Genomic DNA, 16,688 nt, shown 5'->3' with positions numbered 1-16,688 from the left:
CGCCAGGGCGCCGGTCGCGGGTCAACGGCCTTCGAAGGCGGCCTTGCCTGGCCCGTCCTTGACGAAAGACGTCATCCCGATCTCGCGGTCCTTGGTCGCGAAGACCCCGGCGAACTGCATCGCCTCGATAGCCAGACCGGTCTCAAGGTCACCGTCGAGGCCGCGGTCGATCGCTTCCTTGGCAGCGCGGAGCGCGAAGGCAGGCCCGTGGACGTAACGCTGGACCATCGCCACCGCTGTCTCGTGCGCGCTCCCGGCTGGGCAGACCTTGTCGACCAGTCCGATGTCCATGGCCTCGTTGGCGTCGACCATCCGGCCGCTGAAGACCAGGTCCTTGGCCTTGCTCACGCCGACCAGGCGCGACAGCCGCTGCGAACCGCCGGCGCCGGGGATGACGCCGAGCAGGATCTCAGGCTGGCCCAACTTGGCGTCGATCGCCGCGACCCGGAAGTCGCAGCACAAGGCCAGCTCGTTGCCGGCCCCCAGCGCATAGCCCTCGATCGCCGCGACCGTGGGCTTGGGGATCCGGGCCACCCGGCTGAAGGCTGCCTGGATGAGCGGCGCCCGCTCCACCATGTCGGTGTAGGTCATCCGCTGCATCTCCTTGATGTCAGCGCCTGCCGCAAAGACCGACTCGCCGCCCCAGATGACCACTGCCGCGACCTCGGCCTCTTCGGACACGATGCCCGCGGCCTCGCCGAGCGCGTCCTGCACCTCGATTGAGAGCGGATTCATCTTGGGCCGGTCGATCCGGATGGTGGCGATGCTGGCGTCGATCTCGACGCGGACGAACTCGCTGAGGGTCTCGATCGTGCGCGTCATGCCTGGTCGTCCCCCGTGGTGGGCGCCTCAGCGCCGCCCGACCTGCCGAGGGAGAGCCACGGCCCGATCTCGGTGCCCTCTGGGGCATCTTCGGGGATCTGCGGGTCGAGCCCGGCCTCGGCGCGGGACTTGGCGAGCACATTGCGGTGCCACAACGCCAGCGCCTGCAGGATCAAGCCGGTCGCGATCTGCAGCTTGGCCTTCGGCTCCTCCTGGCGGGTGATGATCTGCTCGACCGCTAGGACCAGGTGACCGTTGGCGATGCCAGCCTTGACGAGGTTGACGCCGAGCGTCACATCGTTGCATCCGTTGAGCCGCGTGAGCAGGTCCTCGGGGACGGACTGGGCGACCTGCCACTGTCCGAAGACGCGCATGATGTCGAACTGCTCCCCGGTGATGACCTTGACAAAAAGCTTCTGGTCATTGACCTGGAAGGCGACGTCGCCGTCCTTGTCCAGGTTGGGCTGCAGGTTCAGGTCCTGCACCGCGTCCAGGACGCGGCCCGTCAACGGGCGGTCCTGCGCAGGCGGCGGGAAGTTGGGGAAGGAGCTGGGATCCGTCATACCTCAAACGTACCTGCCCGACCACGGGTGCCCCAAGAGACCCGGGCAGTCCTGCCTCGCGCCGCGCCTCCCGTCAACAGGTAGGCCGGCGTCTAATCTTGGCGCTATGGCCCCGCCGTTCCATCCGCGCCGCAGCACGGATACTCCCCCACCCCTGGGCCTGACCCAGACCCCGCACGGTCCACAGCTCGCGGTCGTCGCTAAGCACGCCACTGCGGTGCACGTCTGCGTCGACAACGGCCACGGCGAGGAGCGCATTCCCCTGCGTCGCAACGCCTACGGCATCTGGTGGGACACCGTCGACGCGCTGACCCCCGGCACCCGCTACGCCCTCCGGGTCGATGGGCCCTGGCAGCCTGCGCAGGGCCATCGGCACAATGCCCACAAGCTGCTGCTCGACCCCTACGGACACGCGCTCGAGGGCAGTATCCACTGGTCACCGGAGCTCTACGGGCACGCTGTCGACCTGCACGGTCACGGCGACCCGGAGCGCCTCGACACCCGCGACAACTCCTCCTGCGTGCCGCGCAATGTGGTCGTCGACCACCGCTTCGACTGGGGCGAGGACGCACTGCCCGCCGTGCCGTGGACGGAGACGGTGATCTACGAGGCGCACGTGCGCGGCTTCACCAGGGCTCACCCAGACGTGCCGCCGGAGCTACGCGGCACCTATGCGGCGCTCGGTCACCCCGCGGTCATCGACCACCTGACCTCCCTGGGTGTCACCACCCTGGAGCTGCTGCCGATCCACGCGTTCGCCACCGAGCCGACCCTCGTGAAGGCCGGCCTGTCCAACTACTGGGGTTACAACACGCTCAACTTCTTTGCACCGCACGCCGAGTATGCGGCAGCGATGGATCCACAGGGCATCATCGATGAGCTCAAGGGCTCGATCAAGGCATTGCACGCCGCGGGGATCGAGGTGCTGCTGGACGTCGTCTACAACCACACGGCCGAACAGGGGGGCGGGTCGGGACCGACGCTGTCCTGGCGCGGGCTCGACAACCACACCTACTACCGCCTCGACGCACACGGCCGGGACATCGACGTGACCGGCTGCGGCAACACGCTGGACCTGCGTCAGCCTCTCGTCGCGCGCATGGTGCTCGACTCGCTGCGCCACTGGGTCGAGGAGTTTCACATCGACGGCTTCCGCTTCGACCTCGCACCCGCGCTGGCTCGGGACCGTGACGACGCCTACGCCCGCGACCACGCCTTCCATGTCGCGCTCCAGACCGATCCCGTGCTCTCCCGGGTCAAGCTCATCGCCGAGCCTTGGGACGTCGGCATGCACGGGTGGCGCACCGGGCAGTTCCCGGCGCCGTTCGCCGAGTGGAACGACCGGTTCCGCGACACGGCACGCACCTTTTGGCTCGCTGACGTCGGCAACACGTTGGCCGGCCGATCAGGCCACGGCGTCCGGGACCTGGCGACCAGGCTCGGCGGGTCGGCCGACCTGTTCACCTTCGAGGGCCGCGGCCCGATCGCCTCGGTCAACTTCGTGACCTCCCACGACGGCTTTACCCTGGCCGACCTCACCGCCTACGAGCAGAAGTACAACGATGCCAACGGGGAGGACAACCGCGACGGACACTCAGACAACCGCTCCTGGAACCACACCACCGAGGGCCCGAGCACGAGCCCCGCAGTGCTGACCGCCCGCCGCCGCTCGATCCGCAATCTGATGGCTACCACGCTGCTGTCGACGGGGGTGCCCATGCTCGTGGCGGGCGATGAGCTGGGACGGACGCAGGACGGCAATAACAACGCCTACTGTCAGGACAGTGCGCTCACCTGGCTGCGCTGGGAGCTGCAGCCTTGGCAGGAGGACCTCCTGACCGACACGCGTGAGCTCCTCGCGCTGCGGCGCGAGCTGGCGCTGATCCGCCCTGCGACCTTCCCGCTCATCGAAGCGGTCGAGGGGCACACCCGGCTGCGGTGGTATGACGAGCACGCCGGCGAGGTGGACGAGGGGCAGTGGCGAGACCCGTGGCGGCGCACGGTGATCGCCGCTTACGACACCCTGCACGACGCGGAAAACCCGCAGGCCGTGGCGATGGTCCTCCACGGCGGACCCGACCGGCTCGACATCCTGACACCGCGAATCGAAGGCGTCGCGCAGTGGCGGGTGCGGTGGTCCAGCGACGCGCAGCGATCCGGCGCGGGGCAGGCCGCCCCCGGCCACTCGCTCACGGTCGGGGCCACGAGCTTTACCGTGCTCGTCGGTGATCTGAACGACGAGCACGGTGCTGGCGTCAGGGCAGAGTGACCAGACCCAGCTCCGCGTCGGCCGACATGTACTCGTGGCGCGGAAGCACCCGCACGGTCCAGCCGAGGGCGCCAGTTCGCTTGAGCTTGATCGTCCCCTCGAAGCGATGGCGGCTGCCCTCCTCGAAGGACTCATCGTGCCCAAGGTCGACGAAGTCGACATCCGTCAGCGTGTCCTCGGCGTTGGCGCGGCCCAGGGCCATCTGCACCTTCACTGCGCTCGGATCGAGGTCGCCGAGCGTGACGTAGGCGTGCACGGTCACCTCGTCACCGATCTGGGGCGCGTCGGAGAGCCCACTGGCCTCGACGTGGTCGATGTGGACGTGCGGCCAGTTCTCGTGCACCTGCCCGACGAAGGCCGCTAGGTCCTTGGCACCGGCGAAGTCGGCATGGGTGACCGCCCAGGCGGCGTGCGCGGCCGGCCAGTAGTACTGCTCGGTGTAGTCGCGAACCATCCGGTCGGCCAGGACCTTCGGGCCCAGCGTCGAGAGCGTGTGGCTGACCATGTCGAGCCAGCGCTGAGGCAGCCCAGACTCGTCGCGGTCGTAGTAGGTCGGGACGACCGTGTTCTCGAGCAGTTCGTAGAGCGCGGAGGCCTCGAGCTGGTCGCGACGCTCGGGGTCCTCGACGCCGTCCGCGGTCGGGATCGCCCAGCCGTTCTGGCCGTCATACCACTCGTCCCACCAACCGTCGAGGATCGAGAGGTTCAGGGCGCCGTTGAGGGCGGCCTTCATGCCGGAGGTTCCGCACGCTTCGAACGGTCGCAGCGGGTTGTTGAGCCAGACGTCGCAGCCTGGGTAGAGCTGCTGGGCCATGGCGATGTCGTAGTTGGGCAGATAGATGATCTTGCCGCGCACCTCGGGGTCGTCCCCGAAGCGCACCATGTCCTGGATGAGCGCCTTGCCGGTGTCGTCGGCGGGATGGGACTTGCCCGCGATGATGATCTGCACCGGACGCTCGGGGTCGGTGAGGAGCTTCTTGAGACGCTCCGGGTCCTGGAGCATCAAGGTGAGGCGCTTGTAGGTCGCTCCCCGTCGGGCGAAGCCGATGGTCAGGGTGTCCGGGTCCAGGACGCTGTCGGTCCAGCCCAGCTCCGCCTCGGTCGAGCCGCGGGCCACCATAGAGGCCTTCAGACGGGCGCGCGTGTCCGTGATGAGCTGCTCGCGAAGCTCCCGCTTGGTCGCCCAGAAGGCGTCGATCGGCACTTCGTGGATCCGGGTGAAGACGGACCGGGCCGCGACGTCGTTGCCCAGGTGCTCTTTGGCCAGGTCGTAGAGGCGGCGATCGACCCAGGTGCCGGCGTGGACACCGTTGGTGATCGAGCCGATCGGGACCTCGTCCAGGTCGAAGCCCGGCCACAAGCCCTTGAACATCTCGCGGCTCACCGCGCCGTGGAGCTGGCTGACGCCGTTGACCCGCTGGCCCAGGCGCATGCCCATGACGGCCATGTTGAAGATGCGGTGATCGCCGCCGGGGTAGCCCTCCGCGCCGAGCGCGAGGAGCTGGTCGAGCGAGACGCCGGGCAGCGCGCAGGGCTCACCGAAGTGGGAGGCGATCGCCTGGACGTCGAAGCGGTCGATGCCGGCCGGCACCGGGGTGTGGGTGGTGAACACCGTCGCCGCACGAACGGCCTGCAGCGCCTGGTCGAAGTCCAGTCCAGCCTCGCCGTCGACGAGCTCGCTGATCCGCTCGACCCCCTGGAAGCCAGCGTGGCCCTCGTTGGTGTGGTAGACCGACGGCTTCGGCGCGCCGGTGATCCGGGAGTAGGCGCGGAGGGCGCGGACGCCACCGATGCCGAGCAGCATCTCCTGCTCAAGGCGCTGGTCCCCACCGCCGCCATAGAGACGGTTCGTCACCTCACGGCGGACAGGGTCGTTCGTCTCGATGTCAGAGTCGAGGAGCAGCAGCGGCACTCGGCCGACCTGCGCACGCCATACCAGCGCGTCGAGGTGAGCGCCGCGTGGCATCGTCAGGCGGATGACGACGGGGGTGCCGTCCTCCTCGCGCAGGAGCGACAGCGGCAGGTCGTCAGGGTCCAGGACCGGATAGGACTCCTGCTGCCAGCCGTCCGCGTTGAACCGCTGGGCGAAGTAACCGGACTTGTAGAAGAGACCGACACCGACGATCGGGATGCCCTGGTCCGAGGCCGCCTTGAGGTGGTCGCCGGCAAGGATGCCCAGACCGCCCGAGTACTGCGGCAGGACCGCGGTAATGCCGAACTCCGGCGAAAAGTAGGCGATGGCGTCTAGGGTCTCGCCGTCGTCGTCGACCCGCCCCGCGCCATTTTCCTGATACCACCGCGGCTTGCTCAGGTAGCGCTCAAGGTCGACCGCGGCGTCCTTGACCTCTGCCACGAAGCTCTGGTCTGCCGCCAGACGGTCCATGTCGGAGCTGCGCAGCGCGGAAAGCACGGCGATCGGGTCCTTGCCGGTCGCCGCCCAGAGTTCTGGGTCGATGCTCTCGAACAGGTCCCGCGTCGGCGGGTGCCAGGACCAGCGCAGGTTCAGCGCCAGATCATGGAGAGGGGCAAGGGTCTGAGGGAGGACGGTGCGCACATGCAGCCGACGGATAGCCTTCACGAGGCACGAGGATAGGCGACGGGGCTGCAAGATCTTGCATCCCGGCTCTGGCGCGGCCCGCCCGTCGGCCATCTCCTGATCCCGAAGATGCCTTATCGACCCGCTCACAGGTAGCGTGAGGGCGTGACCGAGCATTCGACCACGCCTTCTGTCCTTCCTGACGTCCAGCCTGCTCCGGCAGGCGCGGCAGGCACCTCCGACGCCGTCAGCACCTCGGTCCTGACGGTCTTCGGCCAGCAGCCGATCGGCCGGATCCCGGTCCTCGACGTGCAGCCGATCGTGGACGCGGGCGCCCGCCCCACCAGAGCTGTCGTCAACGAGCTGTTCAACGTCAGCGCCACCGTCTTCCGCGAAGGGCATGACGCGGTCAACGCGACCGTGGTCCTGGTCGATCCCGACGACGCCGAGCACCAGGTCGCGATGCGGCAGGACAACCCGGGTCTCGGACACTGGACGACCACCGTCTTCGCCGACCGCGAGGGGATGTGGAGTTTCCGCGTCGAGGGCTGGTCCGACCCCTACGGCACCTGGCGCCACGACGGCACCGTCAAGATCGAAGCGGGCGTGGACGTGGAGCTCATGCTCGAGGAGGGTGCGCGAGTGCTCGAGCGGGCGATCGACGAGGTTGACCGGCCACCGCGGCACGTCGCGATCCTCACCGACGCCATCACTCGGCTCCGCGCCAGCGCGCACCCGGCCTGGGAGCGGCTCGCCGCCGGCATCAGCGACGAGGTGCAGGAGGTGCTCGCGGCGGCACCCCTGCGTGAGTACGTCAGCGCCAGTCCCAGCTATCCGCTGTGGATCGAGCGTCAGCGAGCCCTCACCGGCGCTTGGTATGAGATCTTCCCCCGCTCCGAGGGCGCAATCTTCAACTGGGAGACGGGGCTCTGGCAGACCGGCACGTTCGCCTCCGCCGCCGAACGACTGCCCGCGATCGCCGGCATGGGATTCGACATCGTCTACCTCACTCCGGTGCACCCGATCGGTTCGACCAACCGCAAGGGCCGCAACAACACCCTCAACGCGGGCGACCACGACCCTGGCTCCCCCTATGCCATTGGCTCCGCTGACGGCGGCCACGATGCCCTGCACCCCCAACTCGGCGGGTGGGACGACTTCGACACCTTCGTCGCGCGGGCGCAGGCGCAGGGACTGGAGGTCGCGCTCGATCTCGCCCTGCAGGCCTCCCCCGACCATCCTTGGGTCACCGAGCACCCGGAGTTCTTCACCACCCGGGCCGACGGTTCTATCGCCTACGCGGAGAACCCGCCGAAGAAGTACCAGGACATCTATCCCGTCAACTTCGACAACACCCCGGCCGCGATCTACGCCAAGGTCCGCGAGGTGGTGCAGGTCTGGATCGACCACGGCGTCAAGATCTTCCGGGTCGACAACCCCCACACCAAGCCGGTCGAGTTCTGGCAGTGGCTCATCGCCGACGTCGCGGTCGACCACCCAGAGGTCATCTGGCTGGCCGAGGCGTTCACCAAGCCGATGATGATGCGCGCGCTGGCCAAGGTCGGCTTCCAGCAGTCCTACACCTACTACGCGTGGCGCAACACCGCTGCCGAGTTGCGTGAGTATGTCGAGGAGTTGTCGACGCAGACCGCGCACTACATGCGCCCGAACTTCTGGCCGACGACGCACGACATTCTCACCCCCTACATGCAGACTGGCGGCACCGCGGCACATCTGATCCGCTCTGCCCTCGCGGCCACCCTGGTGCCCAGCTACGGCATCTACACCGGCTACGAGCACGTCGAGTGGCGCAACCGGCCCGGCGCCGAGGAGCATCTCGACAACGAGAAGTACGAGTTCAAGGACCGGCGCTGGGGCCAGCACGTGCCTGGCCGGGAGGACCTCTCAGGCTGGCTGACCATGCTCAACCGGGCTCGTCGGGACCACCCCAGCCTGCAGTGGCTACGCAACATCACCTTCCACGAGGCCGAGAACGACAACTTCCTCGTCTTCTCCAAGCACGGTGGTGGCGCCCACGACGGGTCCGACCGCGACACGGTGCTGGTGGTCGCCAACCTCGACCCGCACCACGTGCGCGGCACCCGGCTCCATCTGCACCTGCCGGCCCTGGGCCTCGGACTCGACTGGGACCACCGGTTCCGGGCCCGCGACCTGGTCACCGGCAACAGCTGGGTCTGGGACCGAGCCCCCTACGTCCGGTTGGGTCCCGGGTACGGGCAGGAACCGGTACACATCATCCACGTGACAAGAGACTGAGGAGCGAGATGCGCGGGCTCAACCTGCATCAGCCAGGGCTGCGGAACGATCCTGACTGGTATCGGAAGGCCGTCTTCTACGAGGTGCTCGTGCGCGCCTTCGACGACTCCACCGGCTCCGGCTCCGGGGACTTCACCGGCCTGATCAACCGGTTGGACTACCTGCAGTGGCTCGGTGTCGACTGCCTCTGGATCCCACCGTTCTACGCCTCTCCCCTCCGCGACGGTGGGTATGACGTGGCCGACTACACGGCGGTCCTGCCGGAGTTCGGCGCACTCCCGGACTTCAACGAGTTGATCAGCCAGGCGCACGCGCGAGGAATCCGCATCATCACCGATCTGGTGATGAACCACACCAGCGACCAGCACCCCTGGTTCCAGGCCAGCCGATCCGACCCAGAAGGCCCCTACGGCGACTTCTATGTGTGGTCCGACACCGACGATAAATACGCCGACGCCCGGATCATCTTCGTGGACACGGAGACCTCCAACTGGACCTTCGACGCCGTCCGTCGCCAGTTCTTCTGGCACCGGTTCTTCTCCCACCAGCCAGACCTCAACTTCGAGAACCCGGCGGTGGAAGAGGCGATGTTCGACGTCGTCCGGTTCTGGATGGACATGGGCATCGACGGCTTCCGGCTCGACGCCGTGCCCTACCTCTTTGAGGAGGAGGGCACCAACTGCGAGAACCTCCAGCCCACTCACGACTTCCTGGCCCGACTGCGCGCCATGGTCGACGCTGAGTACCCAGGCAGGGTCCTCCTCGCCGAGGCCAACCAGATGCCGGCAGAGGTCGTCGACTACTACGGCACTCCCGAGGCGCCCGAGTGCCACATGTGCTTCCATTTCCCGGTCATGCCCCGCCTCTACTACGCGCTCCGGGAGGAGACGGCCGAGCCGATCATCCGGGTGATGGAGGAGACCCCCGCGATCCCCCCAGGCACCCAGTGGGGCACCTTTTTGCGCAACCACGACGAGCTCACCCTCGAGATGGTCACCGCGGAAGAGCGTTCGGCCATGTACGGCTGGTATGCGCCAGATCCTCGGATGCGCGCCAACGTCGGGATCCGACGCCGCCTGACACCGCTGCTGGACAACTCCCGCAGCGAGATCGAACTGATCAACGCCCTGCTCCTGTCGCTGCCTGGATCCCCGTGCCTCTACTACGGCGACGAGATCGGGATGGGCGACAACATCTGGCTCAACGACCGCGACTCGGTGCGCACGCCGATGCAATGGACCCCCGACCGCAACGCCGGGTTCTCCACCGCCGACCCAGGCAAGCTGTACCAGCCCGTGGTGACCTCCCTCGTCTATCACTACAACAGCGTCAACGTCGAGGCCCAGATGGCCAGTGGTTCCTCGCTGCTGCACTGGACGCGGGGAATGTTGCAGGTGCGCGCTAGGCAAGAGGTCTTCGGCGTCGGAGAGTTCCTCCTGTGCGAGGCGGACAACGAACACATCCTCGCCTTCGTCCGTGCCTACGCCGAGGACGAGGACGCCTCCCGCGACGGCCACCCCGGCGTGCTGTGCATCAACAACCTGTCCTCCCGTCCGCAGGCCGCACAGATCGCGCTGCCGGAGCGTTTCACGGGCGCACAGGTGCGCGACCTCTTCGGCGGCACCGGGTTTCCCGACATCGGCGAGGATGGGAGGGTGATACTCACCCTCGGCTCTCGTTCGTTCTTCTGGCTGGGCCTCACTCCCGCAGACCCCACCCCCGCACAGGATCCCGCCGCGACCGCGAGCGGGCCTGGCAACGTGCCCTCCAAGTGGCACAGCAAGACCTCACGACGCCGCAAGGAGGACTCCTGATGTCCACATTGACCCCTGATTTCGACGACTTCCTACCCCGGTGGATCGCAGCTCAGCGCTGGTACCGCGGCAAGAGCAGCAACACGGCAGCCCCGGCCCTGCGGACTCTCGCCTCAGTGCGCTGGGAGGACCCCTTTGGCGAGGTCGGCATGGAGGTCCACATCCTGGTCGACGAGTCGGGGCCGGCGCCGGTCGTCTACCAGGTGCCGCTGACCTATCGGGCTGAGCCAGTCGACTTTCTGGCCGACGCCCTCGTCGCCACCGCAGCACACAGCGAGCTCGGGACGCGCTACATCTACGACGCGACGCACGACCCCGTCTTCGCCCAGACCCTGCTCCAGCACATGTATGCCGAGCGGGATGTGCCCTCGGCCAGAGCACATCGCATCGTGGCTGGGGGGCAGGCTCCGGCGCTGGCCAGCTCGCGGGTGCTGCGTGGAGAGCAGTCCAACACCTCGATCATCGTGCAGGCCCACGGGCAGACGCGCCCGGTCATCATCAAAGTGTTCCGGGTCCTGCACGCCGGAGAGAATCCCGACGTCACCATCACCACCGCGATCGCTCGCGCCGGCAACCGGATGGTCCCGGGCCCGATCGGGTATGTCGAAGGTCGCTGGCCCGGCTCCGACGGCACCGAGGTCAGGGGTCACCTGGCCTTCGCTGCGGAGTTCGTGCCGGACACCCAGGACGCGTGGCGCACGGCGCTGGACGCGGCCCGCGCCCAGGACGACTTCACGAGGCAAGCACGGACGCTAGGTGCCGCCACTGCCTCGGTGCACGGTGCCCTGCGCGACGCCTTCGACACCCCGGCCGTGGACGCCGACAGCCGCCACACCTTGGTCTCCCAGATGCGCGATCGCGCCACCACTGCGTTCGAGGAGGTCCCCGAACTCGCTCGCTACTCCGAGCAGGTCGGTGCCGTCTACGACGAGTTGGAGCACCTGGAGCTTCCGGCGCTGCAGCGGGTCCACGGCGACTTCCACCTCGGGCAGGTGCTTGACGCCCCCGGCCGCGGGTGGGTACTCCTCGACTTCGAGGGCGAGCCGCTGCGCGCCCTCGAGGACCGCAATGCCTCCGACCTCGCCTTTCGCGATGTCGCGGGCATGCTGCGGTCCTTTGACTACGCTGCCGCGACCGTCGATCAGGAGGGGGGCGGGACGCGTGACGCGTGGGCGCTAGCTGCCCGTGAAGCCTTCCTCGAGGGCTACACCACGCAGAGCGGGCAGGACCTTGATGCCGCAGATAGCCGTCGCATCCTGAACGCGCTGGAGCTGGACAAGGCGCTCTACGAGGTCGTCTACGAGGCGCGCAATCGTCCGTCGTGGCTCCCGATCCCCGTATCCGCGGTCCAGCGACTGCTGGGTCAGGACAGCCGGGGACAGCACGCGCCGCTCGAGAATCTCTTCGCCGCTGACGAAGGGGAGCCGGGCCGCCACCGTGCGGACGAGCCGGAGCCGCAGGTGAGCGGGCTGCGGGACCTCGACCCCGCAGTCCATGGACCCTCTTCCAGCGACCCTGAAGGTGGAGAAACCTACGCGGGGCACGAGACCCGCCTCGACGCAGCGGCGACCGACGTGGTCGCCGCCGACGCGCGCGCCGATGCCGTCGTCCCGAGCTCTGCTTCCGCAGCATCCACCCTCGCGAACGTATCCACCCCTCCGGAGACCAGCGAGGACATGCCCGACCTCAGCCCGACTTCCTACCCGCGGGCCAGCGGCGGTTATCCGCATGCACCTGTCCAAGCTCCCCCGGAGATGCTGGCCGCCCTCGAGGACGGCCAGGACACCTTCGCGCCAACTCCTGCCTCGGAGCGCCCCGCCAGCGGCGGCATCCCGCACGCGCCGATCGCACCGCCGGCAGAGATGACCGCCGCACGCGAGCTGCTCCCCGAGCCCGTCGAGGGCATCCCAGAAGAGGACTTCCCCATCGTCGACAGCCCCGCTGCCGACACCTCAGTTGCCGACACCTCGGTGCGCCGTTACCCTCCGGCCAGCGGTCTGGCACCGCGCACCGAGACCGGCGACACCATGCACTCTCTGCAAGGACGCGATCGTGCCTGGGCCGAGGCGATCGGCTCGCCCGACATCGTCCTCGGAGCAGCCCCCTCTCCCGGTGATGCCCTCGCGCGCAGGGTCCCCTTGGCGGCCCCCACCACCCCGGCGCCGCCGCATACCCGGCCCCTCGACCTCGAGGAGGCCACGGACGTCGTCTACGGCCTGCACCGCAACCCGCACGACATCCTGGGTGCGCACGAGCACCAGGGGCACACCACGATCCGCACCCTCCAGCCGGACGCCGACGCCGTCACCATCCTGCTGCCCGCCGGGGGATCGATCCCGATGCGGCCGGAGACCGGTGGCATCTGGGTCGCCGTTGTCGAGCAGGCCAACCTGCCCACCTATCGGCTCCAGATCGACGAGCTCGGTCGGCGACGAATCGTGGATGAGGCCTATCGGCACGCCCCCACCCTGAGCGAGAAGGACCTGCAACTCCTCGCCCAGGGACGCCACGAAGAACTGTGGAGGGTGCTGGGCTCCCACGTCCGGACCGTGCACGACGACATGGGCCCGGTTGCTGGCACCTACTTCGCGGTCTGGGCGCCCCATGCGCTGGCGGTCCACGTCATCGGCGACTTCAACGACTGGGACGGCGCCCAGCACGCGCTTCGTGTGCACGAGGGCGCCGGGGTCTGGGAGATCTTTATCCCGGGTGTCGGTGCTGGTGCGCACTACAAGTACGACATCACCGGACCGGACGGCACCCGCCGCGCCAAGGCTGACCCGATGGCCCGCGCCAGCGAGGTTCCGCCGTTCAACAACTCGGTCGTGACGCACTCCACCCACGAGTGGAGCCAGGGCGATGCCGCGTGGATGGCGCGACGCAGCCAGACGGACCCGCACCACGGACCGATGAGCATCTATGAGGTGCACCTCGGCTCGTGGCGGCCGGGCCTGTCCTACGAACAGCTGGCCGATGAGCTCGTCGACTATGTCGCCCAGCTGGGCTTCACGCACGTGGAGCTCATGCCGGTCATGCAGCATCCCTACGGCCCTTCCTGGGGTTATCACGTCACCGGCTACTACGCCGCCGACAGCCGCTTCGGGCACGAGGACGGCCTCCGCTACCTCATCGACCGGCTGCACCAAATCAACGTCGGCGTCATCCTGGACTGGGTCCCCGGACACTTCGCCACCGACCCGTGGGCGCTGGCCCGGTTCGACGGAACTCCGTGCTACGAACACCCGGATCCGCGGAAGGGCTGGCACCCCGAGTGGGGTTCCTACATCTTCGACTTCGGTCGTCCGCAGGTCCGCAACTTCCTGGTCGCCAACGCCAGCTACTGGCTGGAGGAGTTTCACGCCGACGGCCTGCGTGTCGATGGCGTCGCCTCGATGCTCTACCTGGACTACTCGCGCGACGCGGGGCAATGGGTGCCCAACCGGTTCGGTGGCCGCGAGAACCTCGAGGCGGTCGAGGTGCTGCAGGAGACGAACGCGACGGCCTACCGTCGCAATCCCGGCGTGATGATGATCGCCGAGGAGTCCACCTCCTGGCCGGGCGTGACCAGCGGTGTCGAGGAAGGCGGCCTCGGTTTCGGATTCAAGTGGAACATGGGCTGGATGCACGACACGCTCAGCTATCTGGCGCTGGACCCCTACGCCCGGGCCAGGCAACATCACTCGATCACCTTCGCGCTCGTCTATGCCTATTCAGAGAAGTTCATCCTGCCGATCAGCCATGACGAGGTCGTGCACGGTAAGGGTTCGCTCGTGCGCAAGATGGCCGGCGACGCCTGGCAGAAGTTCGCGACCACCCGAGCCTTCTTCGCCTACCAGTGGAGTCACCCCGGCAAGCAACTGATCTTCATGGGATCGGAGTTCGCGCAGTCCAGGGAATGGGCCGATGGCGGGTCCCTGCAGTGGGACCAGGCCGCTGAGCCGATGCACGCGGGTGTCGCGCGGTTGGTCACCGACCTGAACCGGCTCTATCAGGAGTTGCCCTCCCTGTGGGAGATCGACCACCACGAGGACGGCTTCACCTGGCTCAGTGCCAACTCGGCCGGACGCAACACCTACTCCTACCTGCGCTGGGGCAACGAGGGTGAGGACGGGCTGCGCGCCGTCGTCGCGGTGCTCGTCAACTTCAGCGGCGTCACGCAGTCCCAGGTGCATGTCGGCCTGCCCTACGGCGGCCGTTGGCGCGAAGTGCTCAACACCGACGCCGAGGTCTACGGCGGCGCGGGCGTGGGCAACATGGGCCAGGTCGAGGCCTACGACCATCCGCACGAGCGCCAGCCCTTCTCGGCTCTGGTGACTGTGCCCGCGATGGGCGCGGTATGGCTGGTGCCCGACCCCGTCGATCCGCAGATCGAGGAGCCAGCAGAGCACGACCAGCAGGAGGACGCACCGTCTTCGGACTCCGAGGAGATTCCGCCCGGTCGCCAGTTGTCAGCCGTCACGAGCTTCGCCGCGGTCCAGGAGGGCGCCGTCACCAACGACGCGGTCCCCACGGGCGTCGCAGACACCACGCCGGTGGGAGCGCTGGACCTCGACCAGGCCGACACGGCCGATGGCGACTTTGGCGCCCGGGCCGAGCCTGGGGCCGCCGAGGAGGAGTCCGAGGAGGAGACCCGGGAGGCCCAGGACTGAGCCACCCGCTCGCGGGCCGACCCTCGACCTGCGGGCACGTCATACCTAAGCAGCGGCAAAGGCGAGGAGAGGCAGAATGACCCACGAGCGCGCAGGGCAGCCAGCCCGGGCCGAGGACCTGATCGATGTCGAGGCGCTGCTGGCGGCCTACACGCAGATCATCCCCGACCCGGACAACATCGATCAGCAGGTGGCGTTCGGGACCTCCGGTCACCGCGGGAGCGCTTTCGACGGCGCCTTCAACGAGCGCCACATCCTGGTCACGACCCAGGCGATCTGCGACTACCGCCGCGGGCAGGGCACGGACGGGCCGCTGTTCCTCGGACGCGACACGCACGCGCTCTCCGAGCCAGCGTGGCGCACTGCGCTCGAGGTGCTCGTGGCCAACGGCGTCGACGTGCGCGTGGACTCCGGTGACGCCTACACGCCGACGCCGGCCGTGTCGCGGGCCATCCTGCAGCACAACCGCGAGACGCAGGATGCGGTCGGTGACGCCGACGGAATCGTCGTGACCCCCTCGCACAACCCACCGCGCGACGGTGGTTTCAAATACAACCCGCCTCACGGCGGCCCGGCAGACACCGACGCCACCGGATGGATCGCCGACCGCGCCAACGCGCTGCTCCGCGCCGAGCTCGACGGCGTGCAGCGAGTGCCCTTCACGCAAGCTCGCGCCGCGGCGACAGACTACGACTTCATGGGCGAGTATGTCCGCGCGCTCCCCCGCGTCCTCGACCTCGACGCGATCCGCGACGCGGGAGTCCGGATAGGGGCCGATCCCCTCGGCGGTGCCTCCGTCGACTACTGGGCCGAGATCGGCCGTGAGCACAAGCTCGACCTCACGGTGGTCAACCCACGGGTCGACCCGGCGTGGTCGTTCATGACCCTCGACTGGGACGGCCAGATCCGGATGGACTGTTCGTCCGCCTACGCCATGGCCTCCCTCATCGACGTCATGCAAGGCAGCGACCGCTATGACGTGGCGACGGGCAACGACGCCGACGCCGACAGGCATGGCGTCGTGACGCCCGACGGTGGGCTGCTCAACCCCAACCACTACCTCGCCGTGGCCATCGACTACCTCTACGGCGGAGCGCGTCCGCACTGGCCGGAAGGCACCGCGATCGGCAAGACGCTGGTCTCTTCCTCAATGATCGACAAGGTCGCCGAGGGCCTCCAACGGCGCTTGGTCGAGGTGCCGGTGGGATTCAAGTGGTTCGTGCCCGGCCTGCTGGACGGCTCCATCGCCTTCGGCGGTGAGGAATCTGCCGGCGCCTCCTTCCTCTGCCGCGACGGCTCGGTCTGGTCCACCGACAAGGACGGCATCATCATGGCCCTGCTGGCCAGCGAGATCATCGCCAAGACCGGAAAAACTCCGTCGCAGCGGTATGCCGAGCTCCTCACCGAATACACCGACGGCGGCGAGTTCGTCTATGCCCGCATCGACGCGCCTGCCACTCGAGAGCAGAAGGCCAAGCTCAAGGCGCTGTCCGCCTCCGACGTCACCGCCGAGACGCTCGCCGGGGAGCCGATCACCGCCGTGCTCACGCAGGCTCCTGGAAACGGCGCAGCCATCGGTGGTCTGAAGGTGACGACGGCAAGCGCCTGGTTCGCGGCACGGCCCTCGGGCACCGAGGACGTCTACAAGATCTACGCCGAGTCGGTCAAGGGCGCCGAGCACCTGGCGCAGGTGCAGTCGCAGGCCCAGCAACTGGTCGACGCTGTCCTGGCCGACTGACCGGGCGCGGCCAGACCGAT

General features: G+C 68.2%; 8 protein-coding genes. 5 read left to right on the top strand and 3 right to left on the bottom strand.

What is annotated here, in order from left to right:
* Positions 1-21 precede the first annotated feature (21 nt).
* Complete coding sequence (locus tag Q4P07_RS08865; RefSeq protein WP_303374551.1) at positions 22-822, bottom strand: enoyl-CoA hydratase/isomerase family protein; 801 nt, start codon at positions 820-822, stop codon at positions 22-24.
* On the bottom strand, positions 819-1,385 hold the full coding sequence (locus Q4P07_RS08860) for a hypothetical protein (protein ID WP_303374550.1): 567 nt from the start codon (positions 1,383-1,385) through the stop codon (positions 819-821). Before Q4P07_RS08860 ends, Q4P07_RS08865 begins: the two co-directional genes overlap by 4 nt.
* Positions 1,386-1,491: 106 nt before the next feature.
* On the opposite strand from Q4P07_RS08860, the gene glgX reads away from it, so the two are divergent.
* Positions 1,492-3,654 (top strand): glycogen debranching protein GlgX, encoded by a 2,163-nt coding sequence (glgX, locus tag Q4P07_RS08855; protein ID WP_303374549.1) that lies wholly within the window; start codon positions 1,492-1,494, stop codon positions 3,652-3,654.
* Here glgX and glgP read toward each other — a convergent pair.
* Complete coding sequence (gene glgP, locus Q4P07_RS08850; RefSeq protein WP_303374548.1) at positions 3,641-6,232, bottom strand: alpha-glucan family phosphorylase; 2,592 nt, start codon at positions 6,230-6,232, stop codon at positions 3,641-3,643. The genes glgX and glgP overlap by 14 nt on opposite strands.
* Positions 6,233-6,451: 219 nt before the next feature.
* On the opposite strand from glgP, the gene Q4P07_RS08845 reads away from it, so the two are divergent.
* From Q4P07_RS08845 to pgm, 4 genes are all read left to right on the top strand, one after another.
* The gene (locus tag Q4P07_RS08845; RefSeq protein ID WP_303374562.1) at positions 6,452-8,467 is read left to right on the top strand and encodes a maltotransferase domain-containing protein; all 2,016 of its coding nucleotides are present in this window, start codon (positions 6,452-6,454) and stop codon (positions 8,465-8,467) included.
* A gap of 8 nt (positions 8,468-8,475) precedes the next feature.
* Positions 8,476-10,281, top strand: a complete 1,806-nt coding sequence (treS, locus tag Q4P07_RS08840; protein ID WP_303374547.1) for a maltose alpha-D-glucosyltransferase — start codon at positions 8,476-8,478, stop codon at positions 10,279-10,281.
* Positions 10,281-14,930, top strand: coding sequence for a 1,4-alpha-glucan branching protein GlgB (glgB, locus tag Q4P07_RS08835; RefSeq protein ID WP_303374546.1), 4,650 nt, complete (start codon positions 10,281-10,283; stop codon positions 14,928-14,930). The genes treS and glgB overlap by 1 nt, the downstream gene beginning before the upstream one ends.
* Before the next feature lie 76 nt (positions 14,931-15,006).
* Complete coding sequence (gene pgm, locus Q4P07_RS08830; RefSeq protein WP_303374545.1) at positions 15,007-16,668, top strand: phosphoglucomutase (alpha-D-glucose-1,6-bisphosphate-dependent); 1,662 nt, start codon at positions 15,007-15,009, stop codon at positions 16,666-16,668.
* The last annotated feature ends 20 nt before the right edge of the window (positions 16,669-16,688 follow it).

This window comes from Ornithinimicrobium sp. (assembly GCF_030537745.1).
Classification (GTDB): Bacteria; Actinomycetota; Actinomycetes; order Actinomycetales; family Dermatophilaceae; genus Ornithinicoccus.
The sequence above is the reverse complement of the archived record's forward strand: the minus strand, read 5'-3'. Positions and strand labels throughout refer to the sequence as shown.

Bases quoted from the DNA above. Each gene is read 5' to 3' on its own strand.
- glgB (WP_303374546.1), top strand. From the start codon at position 10,281: ATGTCCACATTGACCCCTGATTTCGACGACTTCCTACCCCGGTGGATC.
- Q4P07_RS08860 (WP_303374550.1), bottom strand. From the start codon at position 1,385: ATGACGGATCCCAGCTCCTTCCCCAACTTCCCGCCGCCTGCGCAGGAC.
- treS (WP_303374547.1), top strand. From the start codon at position 8,476: ATGCGCGGGCTCAACCTGCATCAGCCAGGGCTGCGGAACGATCCTGAC.
- pgm (WP_303374545.1), top strand. From the start codon at position 15,007: ATGACCCACGAGCGCGCAGGGCAGCCAGCCCGGGCCGAGGACCTGATC.
- glgX (WP_303374549.1), top strand. From the start codon at position 1,492: ATGGCCCCGCCGTTCCATCCGCGCCGCAGCACGGATACTCCCCCACCC.
- Q4P07_RS08865 (WP_303374551.1), bottom strand. From the start codon at position 822: ATGACGCGCACGATCGAGACCCTCAGCGAGTTCGTCCGCGTCGAGATC.